This is a genomic window from Mesorhizobium sp. M0184 (genome assembly GCF_040322215.1).
Classification (GTDB): Bacteria; Pseudomonadota; Alphaproteobacteria; order Rhizobiales; family Rhizobiaceae; genus Mesorhizobium.
Genome location: NZ_JAMYSZ010000006.1, coordinates 60,475 through 77,998, shown reverse-complemented (window position 1 = coordinate 77,998; position 17,524 = coordinate 60,475). Strand labels below are relative to the sequence as shown.

The 17,524-nt window shown below is 66.3% G+C and carries 17 protein-coding genes and 1 riboswitch; of the genes, 3 read left to right on the top strand and 14 right to left on the bottom strand.

Translation table 11 applies throughout. The annotated features are described in order from the left end of the window. Nucleotides 1-9: 9 nt before the first annotated feature. The 6 genes from cobS to cbiE are packed head-to-tail and all read right to left on the bottom strand — an operon-like array spanning nt 10 to nt 5,260. The gene (gene cobS / locus NKJ23_RS09995) at nt 10-771 is read right to left on the bottom strand and encodes an adenosylcobinamide-GDP ribazoletransferase (protein WP_352636676.1); all 762 of its coding nucleotides are present in this window, start codon (nt 769-771) and stop codon (nt 10-12) included. Further along, complete coding sequence (locus tag NKJ23_RS09990; protein WP_352680196.1) at nt 768-2,081, bottom strand: cobyrinic acid a,c-diamide synthase CobB; 1,314 nt, start codon at nt 2,079-2,081, stop codon at nt 768-770. Before NKJ23_RS09990 ends, cobS begins: the two co-directional genes overlap by 4 nt. Continuing rightward, nucleotides 2,078-2,884, bottom strand: a complete 807-nt coding sequence (gene cobA, locus NKJ23_RS09985) for a uroporphyrinogen-III C-methyltransferase (protein WP_352680195.1) — start codon at nt 2,882-2,884, stop codon at nt 2,078-2,080. Before cobA ends, NKJ23_RS09990 begins: the two co-directional genes overlap by 4 nt. Beyond that, on the bottom strand, nt 2,881-3,645 hold the full coding sequence (gene cobM, locus NKJ23_RS09980) for a precorrin-4 C(11)-methyltransferase (RefSeq protein WP_352680194.1): 765 nt from the start codon (nt 3,643-3,645) through the stop codon (nt 2,881-2,883). The genes cobA and cobM overlap by 4 nt, the downstream gene beginning before the upstream one ends. Continuing rightward, nucleotides 3,642-4,022 (bottom strand): cobalamin biosynthesis protein, encoded by a 381-nt coding sequence (locus NKJ23_RS09975; RefSeq protein WP_023676642.1) that lies wholly within the window; start codon nt 4,020-4,022, stop codon nt 3,642-3,644. The genes cobM and NKJ23_RS09975 overlap by 4 nt, the downstream gene beginning before the upstream one ends. Next, on the bottom strand, nt 4,019-5,260 hold the full coding sequence (gene cbiE, locus NKJ23_RS09970) for a precorrin-6y C5,15-methyltransferase (decarboxylating) subunit CbiE (RefSeq protein ID WP_352680193.1): 1,242 nt from the start codon (nt 5,258-5,260) through the stop codon (nt 4,019-4,021). The genes NKJ23_RS09975 and cbiE overlap by 4 nt, the downstream gene beginning before the upstream one ends. Before the next feature lies 1 nt (nt 5,261). On the opposite strand from cbiE, the gene NKJ23_RS09965 reads away from it, so the two are divergent. Then, entirely contained in the window at nt 5,262-6,044 is a 783-nt protein-coding gene (locus NKJ23_RS09965) for a cobalt-precorrin-6A reductase (protein ID WP_352680192.1), read from the top strand. On the opposite strand, the gene NKJ23_RS09960 is transcribed toward NKJ23_RS09965, so the two are convergent. The 8 genes from NKJ23_RS09960 to NKJ23_RS09925 all read right to left on the bottom strand — a co-directional run bounded on the left by NKJ23_RS09960 (nt 6,008) and on the right by NKJ23_RS09925 (nt 16,251). Continuing rightward, a complete protein-coding gene (locus NKJ23_RS09960; RefSeq protein WP_352539607.1) occupies nt 6,008-6,772 on the bottom strand; it encodes a precorrin-3B C(17)-methyltransferase in 765 nt (254 codons plus the stop codon). The genes NKJ23_RS09965 and NKJ23_RS09960 overlap by 37 nt on opposite strands. Then, a complete protein-coding gene (locus NKJ23_RS09955) occupies nt 6,769-7,527 on the bottom strand; it encodes a precorrin-2 C(20)-methyltransferase (RefSeq protein WP_352680191.1) in 759 nt (252 codons plus the stop codon). The genes NKJ23_RS09960 and NKJ23_RS09955 overlap by 4 nt, the downstream gene beginning before the upstream one ends. Continuing rightward, a complete protein-coding gene (locus NKJ23_RS09950) occupies nt 7,524-8,171 on the bottom strand; it encodes a precorrin-8X methylmutase (protein ID WP_502902522.1) in 648 nt (215 codons plus the stop codon). Before NKJ23_RS09950 ends, NKJ23_RS09955 begins: the two co-directional genes overlap by 4 nt. Beyond that, on the bottom strand, nt 8,168-9,637 hold the full coding sequence (cobG, locus tag NKJ23_RS09945; protein WP_352680189.1) for a precorrin-3B synthase: 1,470 nt from the start codon (nt 9,635-9,637) through the stop codon (nt 8,168-8,170). The genes NKJ23_RS09950 and cobG overlap by 4 nt, the downstream gene beginning before the upstream one ends. Further along, nucleotides 9,634-13,290, bottom strand: a complete 3,657-nt coding sequence (locus NKJ23_RS09940) for a cobaltochelatase subunit CobN (protein WP_352680188.1) — start codon at nt 13,288-13,290, stop codon at nt 9,634-9,636. The genes cobG and NKJ23_RS09940 overlap by 4 nt, the downstream gene beginning before the upstream one ends. Before the next feature lie 18 nt (nt 13,291-13,308). Continuing rightward, nucleotides 13,309-14,349, bottom strand: a complete 1,041-nt coding sequence (gene cobW / locus NKJ23_RS09935; RefSeq protein ID WP_352680187.1) for a cobalamin biosynthesis protein CobW — start codon at nt 14,347-14,349, stop codon at nt 13,309-13,311. Continuing rightward, complete coding sequence (locus NKJ23_RS09930) at nt 14,346-14,780, bottom strand: DUF1636 family protein (protein ID WP_352644826.1); 435 nt, start codon at nt 14,778-14,780, stop codon at nt 14,346-14,348. The genes cobW and NKJ23_RS09930 overlap by 4 nt, the downstream gene beginning before the upstream one ends. Nucleotides 14,781-14,818: 38 nt before the next feature. Next, a riboswitch (cobalamin riboswitch) is annotated at nt 14,819-15,022 on the bottom strand. A 29-nt stretch (nt 15,023-15,051) separates the two neighbouring features. Further along, nucleotides 15,052-16,251 carry a winged helix-turn-helix domain-containing protein gene (locus NKJ23_RS09925; protein ID WP_352636684.1) on the bottom strand — a complete coding sequence of 400 codons (1,200 nt, stop codon included), beginning with the start codon at nt 16,249-16,251 and terminating at the stop codon, nt 15,052-15,054. 335 nt (nt 16,252-16,586) lie between these two features. On the opposite strand from NKJ23_RS09925, the gene NKJ23_RS09920 reads away from it, so the two are divergent. Continuing rightward, nucleotides 16,587-16,952: an NADH-quinone oxidoreductase subunit A gene (locus NKJ23_RS09920; protein WP_023676631.1), complete on the top strand. Its 366-nt coding sequence runs from the start codon at nt 16,587-16,589 to the stop codon at nt 16,950-16,952. After that, the gene (locus NKJ23_RS09915; RefSeq protein ID WP_023670824.1) at nt 16,943-17,524 is read left to right on the top strand and encodes a NuoB/complex I 20 kDa subunit family protein; all 582 of its coding nucleotides are present in this window, start codon (nt 16,943-16,945) and stop codon (nt 17,522-17,524) included. Before NKJ23_RS09920 ends, NKJ23_RS09915 begins: the two co-directional genes overlap by 10 nt.

The following is a 17,524-nucleotide window of genomic DNA, read 5'->3' as shown; positions in this document are numbered from 1 at the left end:
GAAACAGAGTCAAGACAGGGAAACGGAAGCGACGAGCAGGATTGCGATCTCGCCGAGCTGCTGCAGGGCGCCGACGGTGTCGCCGGTCTGGCCGCCGATCTGGTTGAGGCAAAGCGCTCGAAACGCGGCAAACAAGAACGCAAGCAGGATGAGCGCGAACATGGCAGCACTGAACCCAAGCGCCAGCAGCGCGACCGCACCGAGTACGGCACCGATGCCAGCTGTTTTAGCCGAGACGGTGCCCGCTTCGGCCGAAAGGCCGTCGCTGCGGGACGGCGGCAGCAGGTGCATGAAGGCGCCGAGCAGGCCGCGCGAAGCGGCATGCGCGGCAATGAGGGCCCAGAAGACATGAGCCGGGCCGGCGAATCCAGAGAGTACGCTCCAGCGGATCAGCAGCGAGACAGCAAGTGCACAAGCGCCGTAGGCACCGATGCGGCTGTCGCGCATGATCTCCAGCTTTCTGTCGCGCGTCTTGCCGCCGCCAAAACCGTCGGCGACATCCGAAAGCCCGTCCTCATGCAGGCAGCCGGTAGCGAGCAAGATCGCGGCAAGGGCCAACGCGGCAACAGGACCTGCGGCTAGGCCGAGCCTTGTCCCGATGGCGTAGACCAGCGCACCGGCCAGAGCGACGGCGAGACCGGCGACCGGTGCAGCCCAGATCGCAGCGGCAAAGCTGCGGCCACGGAAGTCGGTTCCGGGCAGCGGCAGCCGGGTGAAGAAGACGAGGCAAAGCGCGATGTCTTCGAGGAGCTGCCGTTGCGAGGCGTTCATCCGCCCCTCGCAATGGCATGGAAGAACGTGCCGCTGACATTGCCGCGCCGGTAGCCGGAGGCGCCGAGCGGATTGCCTTGCCCGTCGGCGAGGTCGGCCAGCGGCTCGTCACTGCCGGTCGCAATCATCTGCGCATAGTGGAATTCGTGACCGCGGATCAGCGTGCCTTGGCTGCCGAGCGGACACCCGGATCGCAGCCGTGCCTCGCGGTAGCCGAGGTTCATCTTGCGCTTGGCGAAGCTGGTCGAATGGCCGAGGAGGCCAAGCATCCGATGCGTCTCGCCCGACGCGTCCTCGAGTGCCTCGCCGAGCACCATGAAGCCTCCGCACTCGCCATGCACCGGCCGCGTGGCGGCGAACCTCGCCATGCCCGCCCTGAAATTCGCGGCGGCGGCGAGGCGGCCGGCGTGAAGCTCGGGATAGCCGCCGGGCAGCCAACAGATATCGCAATCGTCGCCAGGCGCCTCATCGGCGAGCGGCGAGAACGGCACGATTTCGGCGCCGGCCTTGCGCCAATGCATGGCGACATGCGGATAGAGGAAGGTGAAGGCGGCGTCCTCGGCGAGTGCAATGCGCTGGCCGGGCGGCGGCAGCGCGTCGCCGAAATTGCCCGGCGCAGGCGTGAATGGCGCCGCCAGCGCCATGATGGCGTCGAGATCGAGCGAGCGCTCGACCATGTCGGCCAGGCGGTCGAGATGCGCCATCAGATTCTCATATTCGCCGGCCTGGACGAGGCCGAGATGGCGCTCGGGCAGGTTGAGCGAGGGATCGCGCAGGATGGCACCGACGACAGGCAGGCCGAGTGCCTCGATGGCATCGCCGCATAACCGGCGGTGGCGCTCGCTGCCCAGCCGGTTGAGCACGACCCCGGCCATGCGCACATCCGGATCGTAAGTGGCAAAACCCTTGGCGACGGCCGCCGCCGTGGTCGACTGTCCGGAGACGTCGAGCACCAGCAGCACCGGCAGGCCGTAAAGCCGGGCAAGGTCGGCAGCCGAGCCGGAACGGCCTTGAGCAGCAGGGATCCCGTCGAACAGGCCCATGGCGCTTTCGAGGAAGATGAAATCGGCATCTTCGGTCGCTTCGCCGGCCAGTGCGTTGAGCAGGGCGGGCGGCATTGCCCAGCTGTCGAGATTGATGCCGGACAAGCCTGTGGCGGCGGTGTGGAAGCCAGGATCGATATAGTCCGGGCCGGATTTGGCGCCGCGCACTTTCAGGCCGCGCCGGGCAAGTGCGCGCAAAATGCCGATGGTGACGCTGGTCTTGCCCGAGCCCGAGCGCGGCGCGCCGATGATGATGGCGCGGGTCATGGCTCACCCGCCAGTGCCGCACGCATCCCGACGATGCCGCCGACGACGATCAGCGCCGGCGAGGTCAAGCCGGCTGCGGCCGTTTCCTCGGCAATTGTGGCGAGCGTGGCGACGACGATACGCTCCTGCGGCGTCGTCGCGGCAATGATGACCGCGGCGGGCGTCGAAGATGGCAGGCCGCCCTCGAGCAGCGAAGCGGCGATCAGCGGCAGGTTGGCCATACCCATATAGATGACCACCGGCTGGCCGGTGCGGGCGATTGCCGCCCAGTCGAGATCATCATCGGTGCCGGCGGCATGGCCGGTCGCCAGGATCAGCGCCTTGTTGATGCCGCGCATGGTGCCGGGAATGCCGGTGGCGGCCAGCGCGCTGAGGCCGGACGTCAGGCCAGGCAGGATGCGGAATGGGATGGTTTCCCCGGCCAGCGCCAGCGCCTCTTCGCCGCCACGCCCGAAAATATAGGGATCGCCGCCCTTCAGTCGGACGACGCGCCGGCCCTCGCGCGCCAGCCGGACCAGCAGAGCTGTGATGTCGTCCTGCTTCATCGATGGCTTGCCACCGCGTTTGCCGGCATAGAACAGTTCCGCGCCCTCGGCGACAGCGACCACTTCTGGCGAGACCAGCGCGTCATAAACCAGCGCGTCGCACTGTCCGAGGGCGGCTAGCACTTCCAGCGTCAGGCAGCCGGGATCGCCAGGGCCGGCGCCGGCCAGCCAGACATGCCCGGGCTCAAGCTGGCGCGGCTTGAAGTTGAGCCGGGTGAGCGCCTGCTCGACCGTAGTGTTTCTGTTGCTGCCGCTCATAATCCGTCCCGTCCGCGAAAGCGTCGCTGGTAGTGCGCGTCGTACAGTGAACTTTCGCCAAAGCCCTCCGCCGCCAGCGAGCGGCCGACGAAGATGATTGCCGTGCGTTCCATCGGATCGGCGGCCAGTTGCGCCTCGATGGTGGCCAGCGTGCCGGTCAGCACGCGCTCGTCCGGCCAGGAAGCACGGAAGACGACCGCCACCGGGCAATCGGCGCCATAGAACGGCGTCAGTTCGGCGACGATCCCGTCGATAGCGTGGATGGCAAGGTGGATGGCCAGCGTGGCGCCGGTGCGGCCGAAGCCGGCCAGCGTTTCGCCGGGAGGCATTTTCGAGGCGCGGCCGGAGATGCGGGTCAGCACCAGGCTTTGCGCGACTTCTGGAATGGTCAGCTCGCGGCGCAGCGCTGCCGCCGCAGCGGCGAAGGACGGCACGCCCGGCGTCAGCGTGTAAGGAATGCCGTGCTTTTCCAGCCGGCGGATCTGCTCGGCAACGGCGCTCCACACCGAAAGATCGCCGGAATGCAGGCGGGCGACATCATTGCCGGCCGCGTGGGCTGCCAGATATTCGGCCTCGATCTCGTCGAGCGACATCGGCGCGGTGTCGATCAACCTCGTTCCGGGCGCGCAGTGCTGCAACAGCTCCGGCGCGACGATCGATCCGGCATAGAGGCAGACGGGACAACTGCCGAGCAGGCGGCTGCCGCGCAAGGTGATGAGGTCGGCAGCACCCGGGCCGGCACCGATGAAGTGAACGGTCATGCCGCATCTCCGCTGATGGCGATGGCGCAAGTGACAGCACCGAGCACGGTGCGCGGCCCGAGCAGTTTTGCGCCTTTGCCGGCGGCGGCAAGCGCCGAGGCTTCGGAAACCGACGGCGTGCCGGCATGCTCCTGCGATAGGTCGGAACGGCTGGTCGTAGATGCGGCTTTGAGTTCATCCTGCTCGACGACGATCACCGGAAGGCGGAGTTCGCGTCCGGCGGCGAAGATTGCCGCTTCATCCTGCTTGAGAGACGCGGTCGCGAGGGCTGAAAGCGCGGGCAGGGCAAGCCCGTGCGCCTCCAGCGCGGTTTCTACCGCAGCAAGCACGTCGCGTGCGCTGACGCCTTTGCGGCTGCCGATGCCCGCGACCATCATGGCTTGACCCATCTCCATTGGGTGACCGGCATAGCCGGCCGCCAGGCCTGCATCGAACCAACCGGCGAAGCACGGGATACAGCGATGCGGGTGAGGTCGCCTCCGTGCGCGGCGTGCCGGGAAAGCAACACGGCCTCCATCTCCAGCGTCACGGAGTTGACGACAAGTCGGCCGGCATCCGGCAAGGCATCGATTGCTGCGTCCAGCACGCCGGCATCGCTGCCGCCGCCGCCGATGAAGATTGCTGCGGGCGTTTCCAGTCCGGTAAGAGCTTGCGGTGCCGAACCTTCGACAACGGTGAGGCCGGGAACGCCGCAGGCCACAGCGTTGCGTCGGATGCGCGCGGCGCGGGCCGGATCTGCCTCAACGGCGATCGCACGCATGGAGGGATGGGCCAGCATCCACTCGATGCCGATCGAGCCTGAGCCAGCGCCGAAATCCCACAGCAACTCGCCGCGTCTTGGCGCGAGAGCGGACAGGGTAACGGCGCGCACTTCGCGCTTGGTGATCTGGCCGTCGTGCTCGAACAAATGATCGGCAAGGCCTGATGTCAGCGGCAGGATGCGTGCTTGCGAAGTCGATTCAACTTCGATCGCGAGCACGTTGAGCGGGTTGATCTTTTCGAGGTCGAAAGTGCCGGCGCTCGCCGAGCGCAGCCTTTCGTTCGGACCGCCGAGCGCCTCCAGAACGGTCAGCTGCGAGGCGCCGAAGCCGAGCTCTGTCAGCAGACCGGCAATCGCTCCCGGTGCATCGCTGTCCGAGGTCAGCGCGAGAATGCGGGTGCAAGGATGCAGCAACGGCCGGATCAGGTCGAGCGAGCGACCATGCAGCGAGGCGATCTCGATATCCTGCAGCGGCCAGCCAAGGCGGGCGGCGGCCAACGAAAAGGCCGAGGGCGCGGGGATCACCCGCATATCCTCCGCCGCGACCTTGCGGGCGAGGGTGACGCCGACACCGTGGTAGAAGGGATCGCCGGAGGCCAGCACGCAGACGCGTCTGCCGGAGAGCGCCAGCACGTCGCGCATCTCGGCATCGAAAGGTGTCGGCCAGGCGCGCGCTTCACCTTTGGCGAGCGACGCGACGAGGGCAAGGTGGCGCTTGCCGCCGAAGACGAATTCGGCCCCCGCGATCAACCGCTTGGCCTCGTCGCCGAGACCCGCTACACCGTCCTCGCCGATGCCGATGATCGTGAGCCACTTTGAGGTGAGCTTGGCGCCGCGCGGAGCTTCAGCAGGCATGATGACCCACCGCATTCTGATCCTCGGCGGAACCATCGAAGCCCGGCAACTGGCCGGAAAGTTGGCCGCGCGCGCGGATATTTCGGTCATACTGTCGCTGGCCGGCCGCACCGAAAACCCGGCCGCGCAGGGGGTGCCGGTGCGGGTCGGCGGCTTCGGCGGTGCCGGCGGGCTGGCGGCGTATCTCCGCCAGAACAAGATCGACCTGCTGATCGACGCCACGCATCCCTATGCGGCGCGAATCTCCGCCAATGCGGCGGAAGCAGCGCGCATGACCGGCGTGCCTATCGTTGCGCTCAGGCGTCCCGGATGGGAGGCGGTCGAAGGTGATCGCTGGATGTTGGTCGACACCGTTGCCAGCGCGGTGACGGCTCTGGGATCGGTGCCGCGCCGCGTGTTCCTGGCGCTCGGGCGACAGGAGGTCGCTGCCTTCAAGGCCGCTCCCCAGCATCATTATCTCATCCGCAGTGTCGACCCGGTCGAGCCCAGGCTCGCTGTGCCCGACGCGACCTATCTCTTGGCGCGCGGGCCGTTTCATGAGGTCGATGAGCGCACGCTGCTCGGAAGCCGTGGCATCGAAGTCGTTGTTTCCAAAAACAGCGGCGGCGAGGCGACCTACGGCAAGATCGCGGCGGCGCGAGCGCTGGGAATCGAGGTGGTGATGATCCGCAGGCCGGTGCTGCCGGACGTCACGTCGGCTGAGACCGTCGAATCTCTTGCCGAGATGGTCGATCATTTTCTGGTCGGTCATGTTCTTGGGCCCGCTGCCGAACGCGGCGTGTAGACCAGCGCGGCCTTGTCACCCCGCTTGATGATCCTGGTTTCCGGCGAGCCGATGATGATGCAGGTCGACATGTCGGCCTTCGCGGCATCGGCGTCGGCCAGCAGAAAAACCTCGATGCGCTCGTCGGGACGGCCGGCGGCACGGCCGAAGATCACCGGCGTGGTGCCGGGCAGGATCGCAGCAAGGCATTCGAAGGCGCGGCCTAGCTGCCATGGGCGCGCCTTACTGATCGGGTTGTAGAGCGCGATTACGAAGCCGGCGCCGGCTGCCGCCAGCAGGCGTAGCTCGATCAGGTCCCACGGCTTCAGATTGTCGGACAGCGAGATGGCGCAGAAATCATGGCCGAGCGGCGCGCCGATGCGGGCGGCGACGGCGAGCATGGCGGTGATACCGGGCACGATGGCGATGTCGACCGCGCGCCATTCGGGTGGGCCCGCCTCTATCGCCTCGCAGACGGCCGCGGCCATGGCGAAGACGCCCGGATCGCCGCCCGACACGACGGCGACATCGTGGCCTTCCACAGCCTTGAGCAGCGCGTCCCTGGAGCGCGCGAGTTCCTCGCGATTGTCGGAAGCGACGCGAATCTGGTCGGGGCGCAGATCGAGCCGGTCGAGATAAGGCTTGTAGCCGTAGAAGAATTTTGCCTCGGCAACGGCGCGGCTTGCCTCCGGCGTCACCTGGTCGGCGTTGCCGGGCCCGAGGCCGATGACAGTGAGGCGGCCGCTCATGCTTCGGCTTTCAATGCGCTTGGCCGGCCCGACCAGCCGGCCACCAGCACGATGGCGAAATAAGGCGCCTGGTCGTCCTTTTTATCGGCCAGCCGCATCGAGACGCCGCCCGGCATGGTGCCGCGCTCGACATAGATGGCCCGCGCCAGCTTGTCGGTTGCCTCCAGCGCGCGCCTGATCTTGGGCAGGTTGCGGCCGACCTTCATGATCACGGCGGCGTCGGTGTCGGCGAGGCGGCGCATCAGCTCGAATTCGCTCATTGTGCCGGGCAATACGGTCAGTACGTCGTCGCCCTGGACGATCGGCAGGCCGGTCGCCGACCAGCAGCCGGACATGGCAGTGATGCCGGGAATGACTTCGGTCGGGAAGCGGTGCGCCAGCCGGACATGAAGATGCATGTAGGAGCCGTAGAAAAGCGGGTCGCCCTCCGAGAGCACCGCGACCATCCTGCCGGCGCTGAGGTGCTCGGCGACCTTTTCGGCCGATTGCTCATAGAAATCGGTTATCTGCGAGCGGTAATCGCTGTGATCCTTGTCGATTTCGGTCGTCACCGGATAGAGCAGCGGCAGTTCGATCAAATTGGGGCGAAAATGGGTTTCGACGATGGCCCGGGCGTTGCTGTTGTTGCCGCGCTTGGCGAAATGCGCGACGACATCGGCCTCGGCCAGCGCGCGCACTGCCTTCAGCGTCAAGAGTTCCGGGTCGCCGGGTCCGGTGCCGACGCCGACAAGCTTGCCTTTTGCAATCGCATTCATAGGCCCGGCCTCGCCAATGCATTGAGTGCGGCGGCGGTCATGGCGCTGCCGCCCAGCCGGCCGCGTACGATGGCGTAAGGCACGCCATAGGAATTTTCGGCCAGCGCATCCTTCGATTCAGCGGCGCCGACAAACCCGACCGGCATGCCGATGATCGCCGCCGGCTTCGGCGCGCCGTCGCGCAGTTTTTCCAGCAGATAGAAAAGGGCTGTCGGCGCATTGCCGATGGCGACGACCGAACCGGCCATGCGCTCGCCCCACAGGTCGATCGCGGCGGCCGAGCGGGTGTTGCCGATCTTTTTCGCGATGTCGGCGGTCCGCGGATCGCGCAGCGTGCAGATCACATCGTTGCCGGCCGGCAGCCGGGCGCGCGTGACGCCGTGCGAGACCATCTGCGCGTCGCAGAAGATCGGCGCGCCGGCGCCCAGGGCCGTGCGCGCGGCGGCGACGAAATCGCTCGAGAAAACGAAGTGCCTGCAAGCGTCGACCTGGCCGCAGGCATGGATCATGCGAATGGCGACGTCGGCCTCGGTTTCGGAAAAGCGCGACAGGTCGGCCTCGGCGCGGATGATGGCGAAGGAGCGCTCGTAGATCGCCGTGCCGTCACGGATGTAGTCGTAGGCGTTCTGGGCGGGCATGCTCATTCCTGTCGATAGATTTCGGTGATGCCGGCCGCGCCGAGCCTCGCCAGGCAGGCGGCAGCGGTTTCGCCGGGATGTCGTGCGCTGCGGATCACCGCTGCAACGCGGCCGATGCCGTGCGCGGCGTCGTAGCCCGGCCTGTATCCGGCGGGCAATGCCTTTGCCGTCCCGTCCACGACAAGTCCGGCTCCGTTTTCGCCACCGACCAGGGTCAGCGCCGCCGGACCGGGATGGGCGCAGCCCTTGGCGCAGCCGGAGATGTGCAGCGTTAAGGAGGAATCGAGGATGTCGCGGTTTTCTGTAGCGATGATCTCGGCGATGTCGCGGGTGGCGATCCGGCCGGAGGCGCAGGCGGGTGCGCCGGGGCAGGTGGCGATCCTGGTGCGCGAATCGGCTGCGTCGGTGACGAAGCCGAGGGTTGCGGCGGTTTTCTGGAGCTGGGGGCAGGCGGCCGGCGGCAGGCCGATGAAAAGCAGCGCGCGGCTTGGAGCGAGGCGGATTTCGGTTGTGCCGAGGATGAGGGCAAGTTGGGTGAGGCTGATGATTTTGTCTGCCGGCATGCTGCCGTAGGGCAGGCCGATGCCGAGGGCGCGGCTGGCGGCAGCCAAATCGAAAACTCCAATGGGCTGGCGATCCGTCGCGCCCCCCTCTGTCCTGCCGGACATCTCCCCCTCAAGGGGGGAGATTGCGCCTTCGTCTCCGCTTTCGCCAATCGCCGAAGGTGCTGGGGGGAAGCCGCCGGCGAAGCTGCCGATCTCCCCCCTTGTGGGGGAGATGTCCGGCAGGACAGAGGGGGGCGCGACGGATCGCCAACTTGCGAGAGATCTCAGCTGCCTCGCCGTCAAATCCCGCGCATGGGCATCGTGGCCCTTTTCGGCAACCATCCTGAGAATGGCGACGGCGATGTCACAAGCCGCATCTTCCTCGGACATCGCCAGCGGCGTGGCACCCTGCGCATCTCCGGCGAGCGATACCCGCCACTTAATTCCGTCGGCGGCCCGCATCCCGACCAGCCTGACATCGGCCGTAACCGCATCCATTGTCAGCTGCCCGCCGCCGTCAACAATCACCGACACCTTCGGGCCAAGGCGTTGCGTAACACCGGCGTCCTCAATTGCCGCCCGAATCCGCTGCGCCATTGGGCGCGGGTCGGCTATCTCCTGCTGGTCGAGCCCGGCCAGCGGGCCGGTCTCTACCGGCACGCCGGTGCGCACCGCGATGCCGAGCGCATCGACCTCCATCGCCAGCAGCCGCGCGCTTGCCGGCGTCAGGCCGCGGATCTGCAGGCTGCCGCGGGCGGTCACTTCCATGATGCCGTTGCCATGGCGCAAGGCGGATTCGCAGAGTCCGATCAACGATTTCGGCAACAGTCCTCCAGCGACCGGATTGAGCCGCACCAGCAGCCCGTCGCCGGTCTGCATCGGCGCCGACAAAGCGGGGCAGGCGCCACGGCGCGAGAAAGCGTTCATGCCGCCACTCCCAGAGCTTGCGCTTCGGCAATCAGTGCGGCGAGATCGTCATCGATCGAATTGCGCAGCGGATGCCAGAGCCCGCGCCGCCGTGCCGACAGCAAACGCTCGGCAATCACCTTCGCCGCCGCCGGGTTCTCGCGCAGGATGAAGGCGCGCACCACGGGGTCGCCAAGATAGGCGTCGTGCACCGCCTCGATCAGCGTGCCCGATATGGCATGGGTAGTCTCAGCAAAGCCGACAAGCCGGTCGACCGTCTCGGCGAATTCCGAGGCGCCGCGCGGGCCATGACGCATCTGGCCGGCGATGAAGCGCGGATTGACGGCGCGTGCCCGCACGACGCGCGACACGGCCTCACTGATCGAGCGCGGCTTCGGTCTTTGCGGGTCCGTGGTGTCGAGCACGATCACGTCGGCGTTTTTGCCGAGCGCGGCAAGTGCTGCCGAAAAGCCGCCGATGAAGGCGACGTCGGCCGAGCCTTCGAGGATGTCGCGGCCGGGGTCGTCGCCGGTATGAACCAGAAGATCGGCCTCGGCGAGGCGATCCTCGAACGCGCCGGGCGCCGAAATGCCTTTGCCCTCGGAGCCGCCATAGGCGTGCGAGGTGGCGGCGAGATAGGTGCGGCCGATCTCTTCGCGCGCGGCCCAGTCGCCGCTCGACAACAAGTCCTCGACGCCCGCGCCGTAAGTGCCCGGCGAGGTGCCGAAAATGCGCGGGCTGATCTTGCCGTCGATGCGGGTCCTAGCGGCGAGCGGGTTTTCCGAATCATCCTCGTCGCGGGTCGCCACCGCGTTGGCCGCGGCGTCGATCAGCGCGATCTGGGTCGGGAACATGTCGCGGAACAGGCCCGATATGCGCCAGGTGACATCGATGCGCGGACGGCCGAGTGTTGCCGGCGGCAGCACATCTATGCCGGTGATGCGGCCGGTGGCGGAATCCCATTGCGGCCGGCAGCCCATCAGCGCCAGGCCTTGCGCGATCTCCTCACCGCCGGTGCGCAGCGAGGCCGAGCCCCACAGGTCGATGACCAGCGAGCGCGGCCAGTCGCCATGCGATTGCATGTAGCTGCGGACCACTTCTTCCGCTGCCACCTTGCCCAGATCATAGGCGGTCGGCGTCGGCATGGTGCGCGGGTCGGCGGTAAACAAATTGCGGCCGGTGGGCAGCACATCGCTCCGGCCACGCGCCGGCGCACCGGCCGGACCGGCAGCGACGTGGCGGCCGTCGAGGGCGGCAAGCAGCGCGGTTTTTTCAGCTGCCGCACTTTGCCGCCGTACCGGATCAGCCTCGCCTTCCGGCAAGCGGCCGTAAATGTGCAGGCCGTCCTTGATGGCGAAATCCTTGAGATCGCAGAGCCAGGCGTCGATGCGGCGCAAAGCCTCGTCGGCTGCGTCGGTCCTGGCGACGCCTGCCTCTGAGGCGAGGCCGGTCTTTTCCGCCGTCTCGACGATCAGCTTCGCCAGGCGGTCGCGGCGGCGGCGGTCGAGCCCGTCGGCCTGGGCATATTCGTCAACCAGTCGTTCAAGCCTGTGCTGGTTTTCGTCCAGTCCGGCGCCGGTCAGCGGCGGCGGCAGATGGCCGAGCGTGACGGCGGCAATGCGCCGCTTGGCCTGCGCTGCCTCTCCCGGGTTGGAGACGATGAAGGGATAGATGACGGGCAGGGGACCGGTGACTATCTCGGGAAAGCAGTTTTCGCTGAGCGCCACGGTCTTGCCGGGCAGCCACTCCAGCGTGCCGTGGGCGCCGACATGGACAATTGCATGGATGCCGAGCGACTTGCGCAGCCAGAGGCCAAAGGCGACCAGCGCATGGCGCGGCGGCAGCGTCGGGTCGTGATAGTCGGCGCGGCGGTCGGCTGGGCGCCCGCGGTCAGGTGCGAGTGCCACGGTGACGTTGCCGAAGGTGGCTGCGCGGAAGGCGAATTTTGCGGCGGCAGGCGCTTGAACACCCCCCTCTGTCCTGCCGGACATCTCCCCCTCAAGGGGGGAGATTGCGCTGTTGTCTCTGCTTTCGCCAATTACCGAGGGCCTTAAGGGAGAGCCGGTGGCGGAACTGCCAATCTCCCCCCTTGAGGGGGAGATGTCCGGCAGGACAGAGGGGGGTGCCTCGCACAAACTTGTCTCATCTGCCGCATTCCCCCATGCGGCCGTCACGGCAGCTATCGCTTCAGCAGGCAATTCCGCCGAGTACCCGAGATAGTCCTCAAACCCCAACCCTTCACCTCCACGCTCCAGCACCTCTAGCAACTCGCGCGGCGTTTGCGGAATCCTTTCAACGGCGTAGCCCTGTTCGCTCAGGTCGTGCAGCATTGCCAGCACGCTGGACGGCACGTCGAGACCAACCGCGTAGCCGGTGCGACCGGGGGCGCTCGGATAGTCGGGGATCAGGATGGCGAGCTTGCGCTCCGCACGCGGCGTCCGCTGCAGGCGCACGAAGGCCTCGACACGGTTCGCCACTTGCGCCACGCGGTCGGGCTCAGGCCGGTTGGCGAAGGCGCGGAAGGCCAGCGCCGGGTCGGTTTCGCTTTCGCCCTTGAATGAAATGGCGCCGGCCAGGATGCGGCCGTCGAGCTCGGGCAGGACGACATGCATGGCAAGGTCGGCGGGCGCCAGGCCGCGCTGATTGGTTTGCCAGATGTCGCGGCGGGTGGTCGCGACGATGACCTGGAACACCGGCACGCCGGCGCGGTCGAACAGGGTTTCGACACCGGGCTCGGCACCCGAGGCGAAAGCTGTGGCGGTGATGGTGGCGGCAGGCTTCAGGGTTGCGAGCGCGGTTTCGACAAAGGCGAGCGATGCCGGGTCCTTGAGGCTGGAGACGAAGATTGGCACCGGCGCCATACCACGTTGCCTGAGCGCTGCAAAAAGCGCGTCGATCGGCGCGACATCTGCGGCCAGCAGCATCGAACGGTAGAAGAGGATGGGGATGATGGGCGCGGCGTCTCCCTCCCCCTTGAGGGGAGGGTGGCCCGCAGGGCCGGGTGGGGTCGTCACGGCAGTGCGCGACGTTTTGTGTAGGCGCGCTTCGGAGAGGACCCCACCCCCGGCCTGCGGCCGGACCCTCCCCTCGAGGGGGAGGGGGACGCCGCGTTCTACGACCCCCAGTCCCGGCTCGTAAAATCCCGCCTTTGGCACGCTAACAGGTTCGGCTACCGCCGCACCCGATCCAGCGAGACTTGCCAGCCTCTGCACCAGCGCCGTCATATTTGCCGGCCCGCCCTCGCGGAAATAGCCAAGCAGGGCGTCCAACTCTTCGCGCGGCAGCGTCGAGCCTTCGATCAGTCGCAAATCCTCGTCGTGGCTCTCGCCCGGTAGGAGCGCCAGCTTGATACCGCGATTTCGCGCGATAACGGCGAGCTGGTCGCAGCCATAGCGCCACCAGTCATAGCCGCCGAGGATGCGGACCAGAATGACCTTGGCGTGGCGGGCGACGCTGTCGATCCACAGGTCGACGGACATCGGATGGCGCAGGTCGCGCAAGGCGGCGAGCCGCATCGACGGCAGGCGGTGCGCATCTGCCTTCCACGCCGCCGCCAGCCCGGCCAGGTCGCTGTCGGTGAAGGACAGCGCCACGACATCCGCAGGCGTTTGCCTGAGATCGACAGGCTCGGCGAGATCGTCGAGCGAGGCGGATGTGGTGGTGAGGATGTGCATCGCGGCTCGTACCTGGGGTCAGCCGGCGAGGATACGCTCGATGGCGGGGCGGTTCAGCCCTTTCAGGCCGATGACGACCAGGCGCGAGCGGCGGTCGTCTTCAGCGGTCCAGGCGCGGTCGTAATAGTGGTTGACGCGCGGACCGACGGCCTGCAGCAGGAGCCGCATCGGCTTGCCGCCGACTTCGACGAAACCCTTGACGCGCAACACGTTTTCTTCCTCCGCCGCCATGGCGACCCGTTGTGCGAGCTCGTCCGGGTTGGACACAGACGCGATGTCGATGACGAACGAGTCAAAATCGTCATGTTCGTGGTCGAGCTCGTCGTCGTGGTGGGTCTTGCGGTTCTCGATGTCGTCCTCGACGGCGAGGCCGAGGCCGAGCAGCACCGACGGGTCGACCTTGCCTTGCGAAGTCGGTACGATCTTCACCGCCCGCGCAACGTCCTTGCCGATGACGGCATTGGCACGGGCCGAGCCGGCTGCGTCCATCAGGTCGCTCTTCGACAGGATGATCAGGTCGGCGCAGGCGAGCTGGTCTTCGAACACTTCCTCGACCGGATCGTCATGGTCGAGCGTCTCGTCCTGCGCGCGCTGGGCCTGCAGGGCGTCCATGTCGTTGGCTACGCGGCCATCAGCCAGCGCCGGTCCGTCGACCACGGCAATGACGCCGTCCACCGTCACGCGGCTTTTCACCGACGGCCACTGGAAGGCCTGGACCAGCGGCTTGGGTAAAGCGAGGCCGGATGTCTCGATCAGGATGTGGTCGACCCTCGGCGTCAGCGACAGGATCTGGTCCAGCGCCGGGACGAAATCATCGGCGACGGTGCAGCAGATGCAACCATTGGCCAGCTCGACGATGTTTTCCTCGGGGCAGGTGTCGATGGCGCAGCCCTTCAGGATCTCGCCGTCAATGCCGATGTCGCCGAACTCGTTGACGATGATGGCTAGGCGCTTGCCTTTGGCGTTTTCGAGCAAATGGCGGATCAGCGTCGTCTTGCCGGCGCCGAGAAAGCCGGTGACCACGGTGCAGGGAACGCGCGAAAGGGAGGCAGCGGTCATGTCAGGTCCTTCAAAAGGTCAAGGGGAGGGATGCGGGCAACCAGGCCGCGCTTCAGGCAATCGGGACGGCCGCGCCATGGAATGAGCCCATCCGTCGAGGTGGCGAACAGCTTTGCCCCGGTGACGAGATCGGCGCCGCTGGTCGTGGTCAGATCACCGAAGACGTAACTCCAGCAGCCGTCGCGCAGCATGGCCGCGCTGAGCCGGCGCTTGCAATTGCCGAGGCATTCGACGGTGCGGATTTTGATGTTTTCGCTGGAAGCGGCGCGGCGCGTGTCCTCTGCGAGCAGTTCGCCGGCGCGCGGATGAGCGTCCGAACCGGTCTCGTCACGGCAGGACGAGCAGACGATGACGGTAACGCCGGCCGGGGAATCACCATGGCCGGACAATAAATCCGCTGTCTCAGCCGGAAAACTGCTGTCGTGTTCCAAATCAGGCTCCTTGCCCGGAAAACCCGCCAGGCGATCGGATTCTTATGTCCTAGACGGCAGGTCTCCTGGCTCGCGGGTCATCGCCTGGGTGCCGCCTTCCCGGGAATATCCCAGTGGTTTTCGGCCGAGGCTCGTCGCTTACAGTTGCGGGGACAGCCGCGGATTTGAAATCGAGATTTCGCACCGCATTCCCTCTTGGCCCCTGCCGTTGCGGGCAGGGGACCGTCTGGAACGGATTTAGGCTTGTGGAGGCAGTCGTGTCAACGCACGTCTATGACGCGGCGATATCCGCGAGCGGCCGGCCGAGGTCGCCGGCAGCGGTCACCTCGATGCGTTCCAGGCCGAGCCAGCCCTGCATCTGCTTCAATTCTTCGAAAAGCTCGGCTGCGGTTTGCAGCGAGGCGCCGGGCTCCGCATAGGCGGCATGGACGCGCAAGACGCCGGCCGGGCGGTCGGCCCTGAGGTCGACGCGCCCGACGATGCTGTCGCCGAACAGGAACGGCAGCACGTAATAGCCATACTGGCGCTTTTCGGCCGGCGTGTAGATCTCGATGCGGTAGTGGAAGTCGAACAACCGCTCGGTGCGCGATCGTTCGAAGACGACAGGATCGAACGGCGCGAGCAAGGCGCGCGCCTCGATCTTGCGCGGCAAACGGGCGTCCTTGTGGAGATAGGCTGTTTTGTTCCAGCCTTCGACGCTCACCGGCAACAGGTCGCCGGCCTCGACCAACTCCTCGATGCGGCCCTTGATGTCGGCGGGCGAGAGGCGGAAATAGTCGCGCAGGTCTCCTGCCGTGGCGATGCCGTGGGCGCGGGCCGAGATGCGCAGCAATTCGCGGTGAGCATCCTCGGGACGGGGAACCGGTAGCGCGAGTACCGCCGGCGGCAATACGCGCTCCGGCAGATCGTAGAACCGTTCGAAGCCGCGGCGATGCGCCGTGGTGATGCGGCCGGCCCAGAACAGCCATTCGAAGGCGTGCTTGGCATGGCTCCAGCCCCACCAGCCGCCCGAACCCTTCTGGCCTTCGAAAGCCGACGCCGCGATCGGGCCTCGTTCGGCGACCTCGCGATAGATGTCTTCGATATAGGCGGCGTGCTCGCGGCCCCATTTGGCCAGTCCGCTGTACATTTCGTCGCCGCACTCGGCCCGCTGCATGCGCCAGCGCATCAGCGGATAGGTCTCGACCGGCAAGAAGGAGGCTTCGTGCGCCCAATATTCGAAGACCATGCGCTTGCGCGTTACGGCGGCGTCGTCGAGCAGCGCCAGCTTGTAGGGGCCAAGCCGCGAATAGAGCGGCATATAGTGGGCGCGCACCACGGCGCTGACGGAATCGATCTGCAGCAGGCCGGTACGGGCAAGCACGCGGGCCAGATGCCGGCGGTCAGGCGTGCCGGTGGGGCGCGGGTCATTGAATCCCTGTGCCGCGAGCGCAATGCGGCGGGCCATGGCAAGCGAGATTTTTTCCTTCATGAAGGCGGCATCCGGACGATTTTAGACAGAGAAAATGACCTGCGATTCCGTGCCATGCTAACAGGGTTTTGGCGGCATTCATGTCAGGAGAGAAAAGTGGAGTAAAAAGCGAAGGAAATCAAACAGGAGCGGATCGGACCAGTTTTCCCGGATATGCCGTCCAGCACCGCGATTTGAACAAGGTTTGACTTGCTTCGCCGAAAGCGCTGCGCTAACCCTCGCCGCGTTGCAGCATAGAGCCTCCTTAAAACGGTTCAGTGGTTAAACTGTCACGCTTCCGCAAGTGGGTCCGGTGCTGTAATCAGAGTGGATTGGCCGCCAACGGAAACTGCAGCATGAACGCACTTTTAGGTTCGTACCTGCCCATCGTCCTGTTCATCGGCGTGGCGCTGATCGTCGGGCTGGCGCTGCTCGCCGCACCCTTCCTGGTGGCCTATCGCAACCCCGATCCGGAAAAGCTTTCGGCCTATGAGTGCGGCTTCAACTCGTTCGATGACGCCCGCATGAAATTCGACATCCGCTTCTACCTGGTGTCGATCCTGTTCATCATCTTCGATCTGGAGGTGGCCTTCCTGTTTCCGTGGGCGGTGTCGTTCAGCCAGATCGGCATGCTCGGTTTCTGGTCGATGATGGTGTTTTTGGCGGTGCTGACCATCGGCTTTGCCTATGAATGGAAAAAAGGAGCGCTGGAATGGGATTGAACGACAGTTCCGGCACGCTCGTCGCGCCGAAGCCCAAGGGCCTCATCGATCCCAACACCGGCAGGCCGGTCGGGTCCGACGATCCATTCTTCCTGGAGATCAACAACGAGCTCGCCGACAAGGGCTTTCTCGTCACCTCGACCGAGGCGCTGATCACCTGGGCGCGCAGCGGCTCGTTGATGTTCATGACCTTCGGTCTCGCTTGCTGCGCCGTCGAGATGATCCATACGTCGATGCCGCGCTATGACTCGGAGAGGTTCGGTGTCGCGCCGCGCGCGTCTCCGCGTCAGTCCGACATCATGATCGTTGCCGGCACGCTGACCAACAAGATGGCGCCCGCGCTGCGCAAGGTCTACGATCAGATGCCGGAGCCGCGCTACGTCATCTCGATGGGCTCATGCGCCAATGGCGGCGGCTATTATCATTATTCCTATTCGGTGGTGCGCGGCTGCGACCGCATCGTGCCGGTCGACATCTACGTGCCCGGCTGCCCGCCGAGCGCCGAAGCGCTGCTTTACGGCATCCTTCTGCTGCAGAAGAAGATCCGCCGCACCGGCACGATCGAGCGGTAA

Coding starts and splice junctions, on each gene's coding strand:
- cobS (WP_352636676.1), bottom strand. CDS start 771: ATGAACGCCTCGCAACGGCAGCTCCTCGAAGACATCGCGCTTTGCCTC.
- NKJ23_RS09990 (WP_352680196.1), bottom strand. CDS start 2,081: ATGACCCGCGCCATCATCATCGGCGCGCCGCGCTCGGGCTCGGGCAAG.
- cobA (WP_352680195.1), bottom strand. CDS start 2,884: ATGAGCGGCAGCAACAGAAACACTACGGTCGAGCAGGCGCTCACCCGG.
- cobM (WP_352680194.1), bottom strand. CDS start 3,645: ATGACCGTTCACTTCATCGGTGCCGGCCCGGGTGCTGCCGACCTCATC.
- NKJ23_RS09975 (WP_023676642.1), bottom strand. CDS start 4,022: ATGATGGTCGCGGGCATCGGCAGCCGCAAAGGCGTCAGCGCACGCGAC.
- cbiE (WP_352680193.1), bottom strand. CDS start 5,260: ATGCCTGCTGAAGCTCCGCGCGGCGCCAAGCTCACCTCAAAGTGGCTC.
- NKJ23_RS09965 (WP_352680192.1), top strand. CDS start 5,262: ATGACCCACCGCATTCTGATCCTCGGCGGAACCATCGAAGCCCGGCAA.
- NKJ23_RS09960 (WP_352539607.1), bottom strand. CDS start 6,772: ATGAGCGGCCGCCTCACTGTCATCGGCCTCGGGCCCGGCAACGCCGAC.
- NKJ23_RS09955 (WP_352680191.1), bottom strand. CDS start 7,527: ATGAATGCGATTGCAAAAGGCAAGCTTGTCGGCGTCGGCACCGGACCC.
- NKJ23_RS09950 (WP_502902522.1), bottom strand. CDS start 8,171: ATGAGCATGCCCGCCCAGAACGCCTACGACTACATCCGTGACGGCACG.
- cobG (WP_352680189.1), bottom strand. CDS start 9,637: ATGAACGCTTTCTCGCGCCGTGGCGCCTGCCCCGCTTTGTCGGCGCCG.
- NKJ23_RS09940 (WP_352680188.1), bottom strand. CDS start 13,290: ATGCACATCCTCACCACCACATCCGCCTCGCTCGACGATCTCGCCGAG.
- cobW (WP_352680187.1), bottom strand. CDS start 14,349: ATGACCGCTGCCTCCCTTTCGCGCGTTCCCTGCACCGTGGTCACCGGC.
- NKJ23_RS09925 (WP_352636684.1), bottom strand. CDS start 16,251: ATGAAGGAAAAAATCTCGCTTGCCATGGCCCGCCGCATTGCGCTCGCG.
- NKJ23_RS09920 (WP_023676631.1), top strand. CDS start 16,587: ATGAACGCACTTTTAGGTTCGTACCTGCCCATCGTCCTGTTCATCGGC.
- NKJ23_RS09915 (WP_023670824.1), top strand. CDS start 16,943: ATGGGATTGAACGACAGTTCCGGCACGCTCGTCGCGCCGAAGCCCAAG.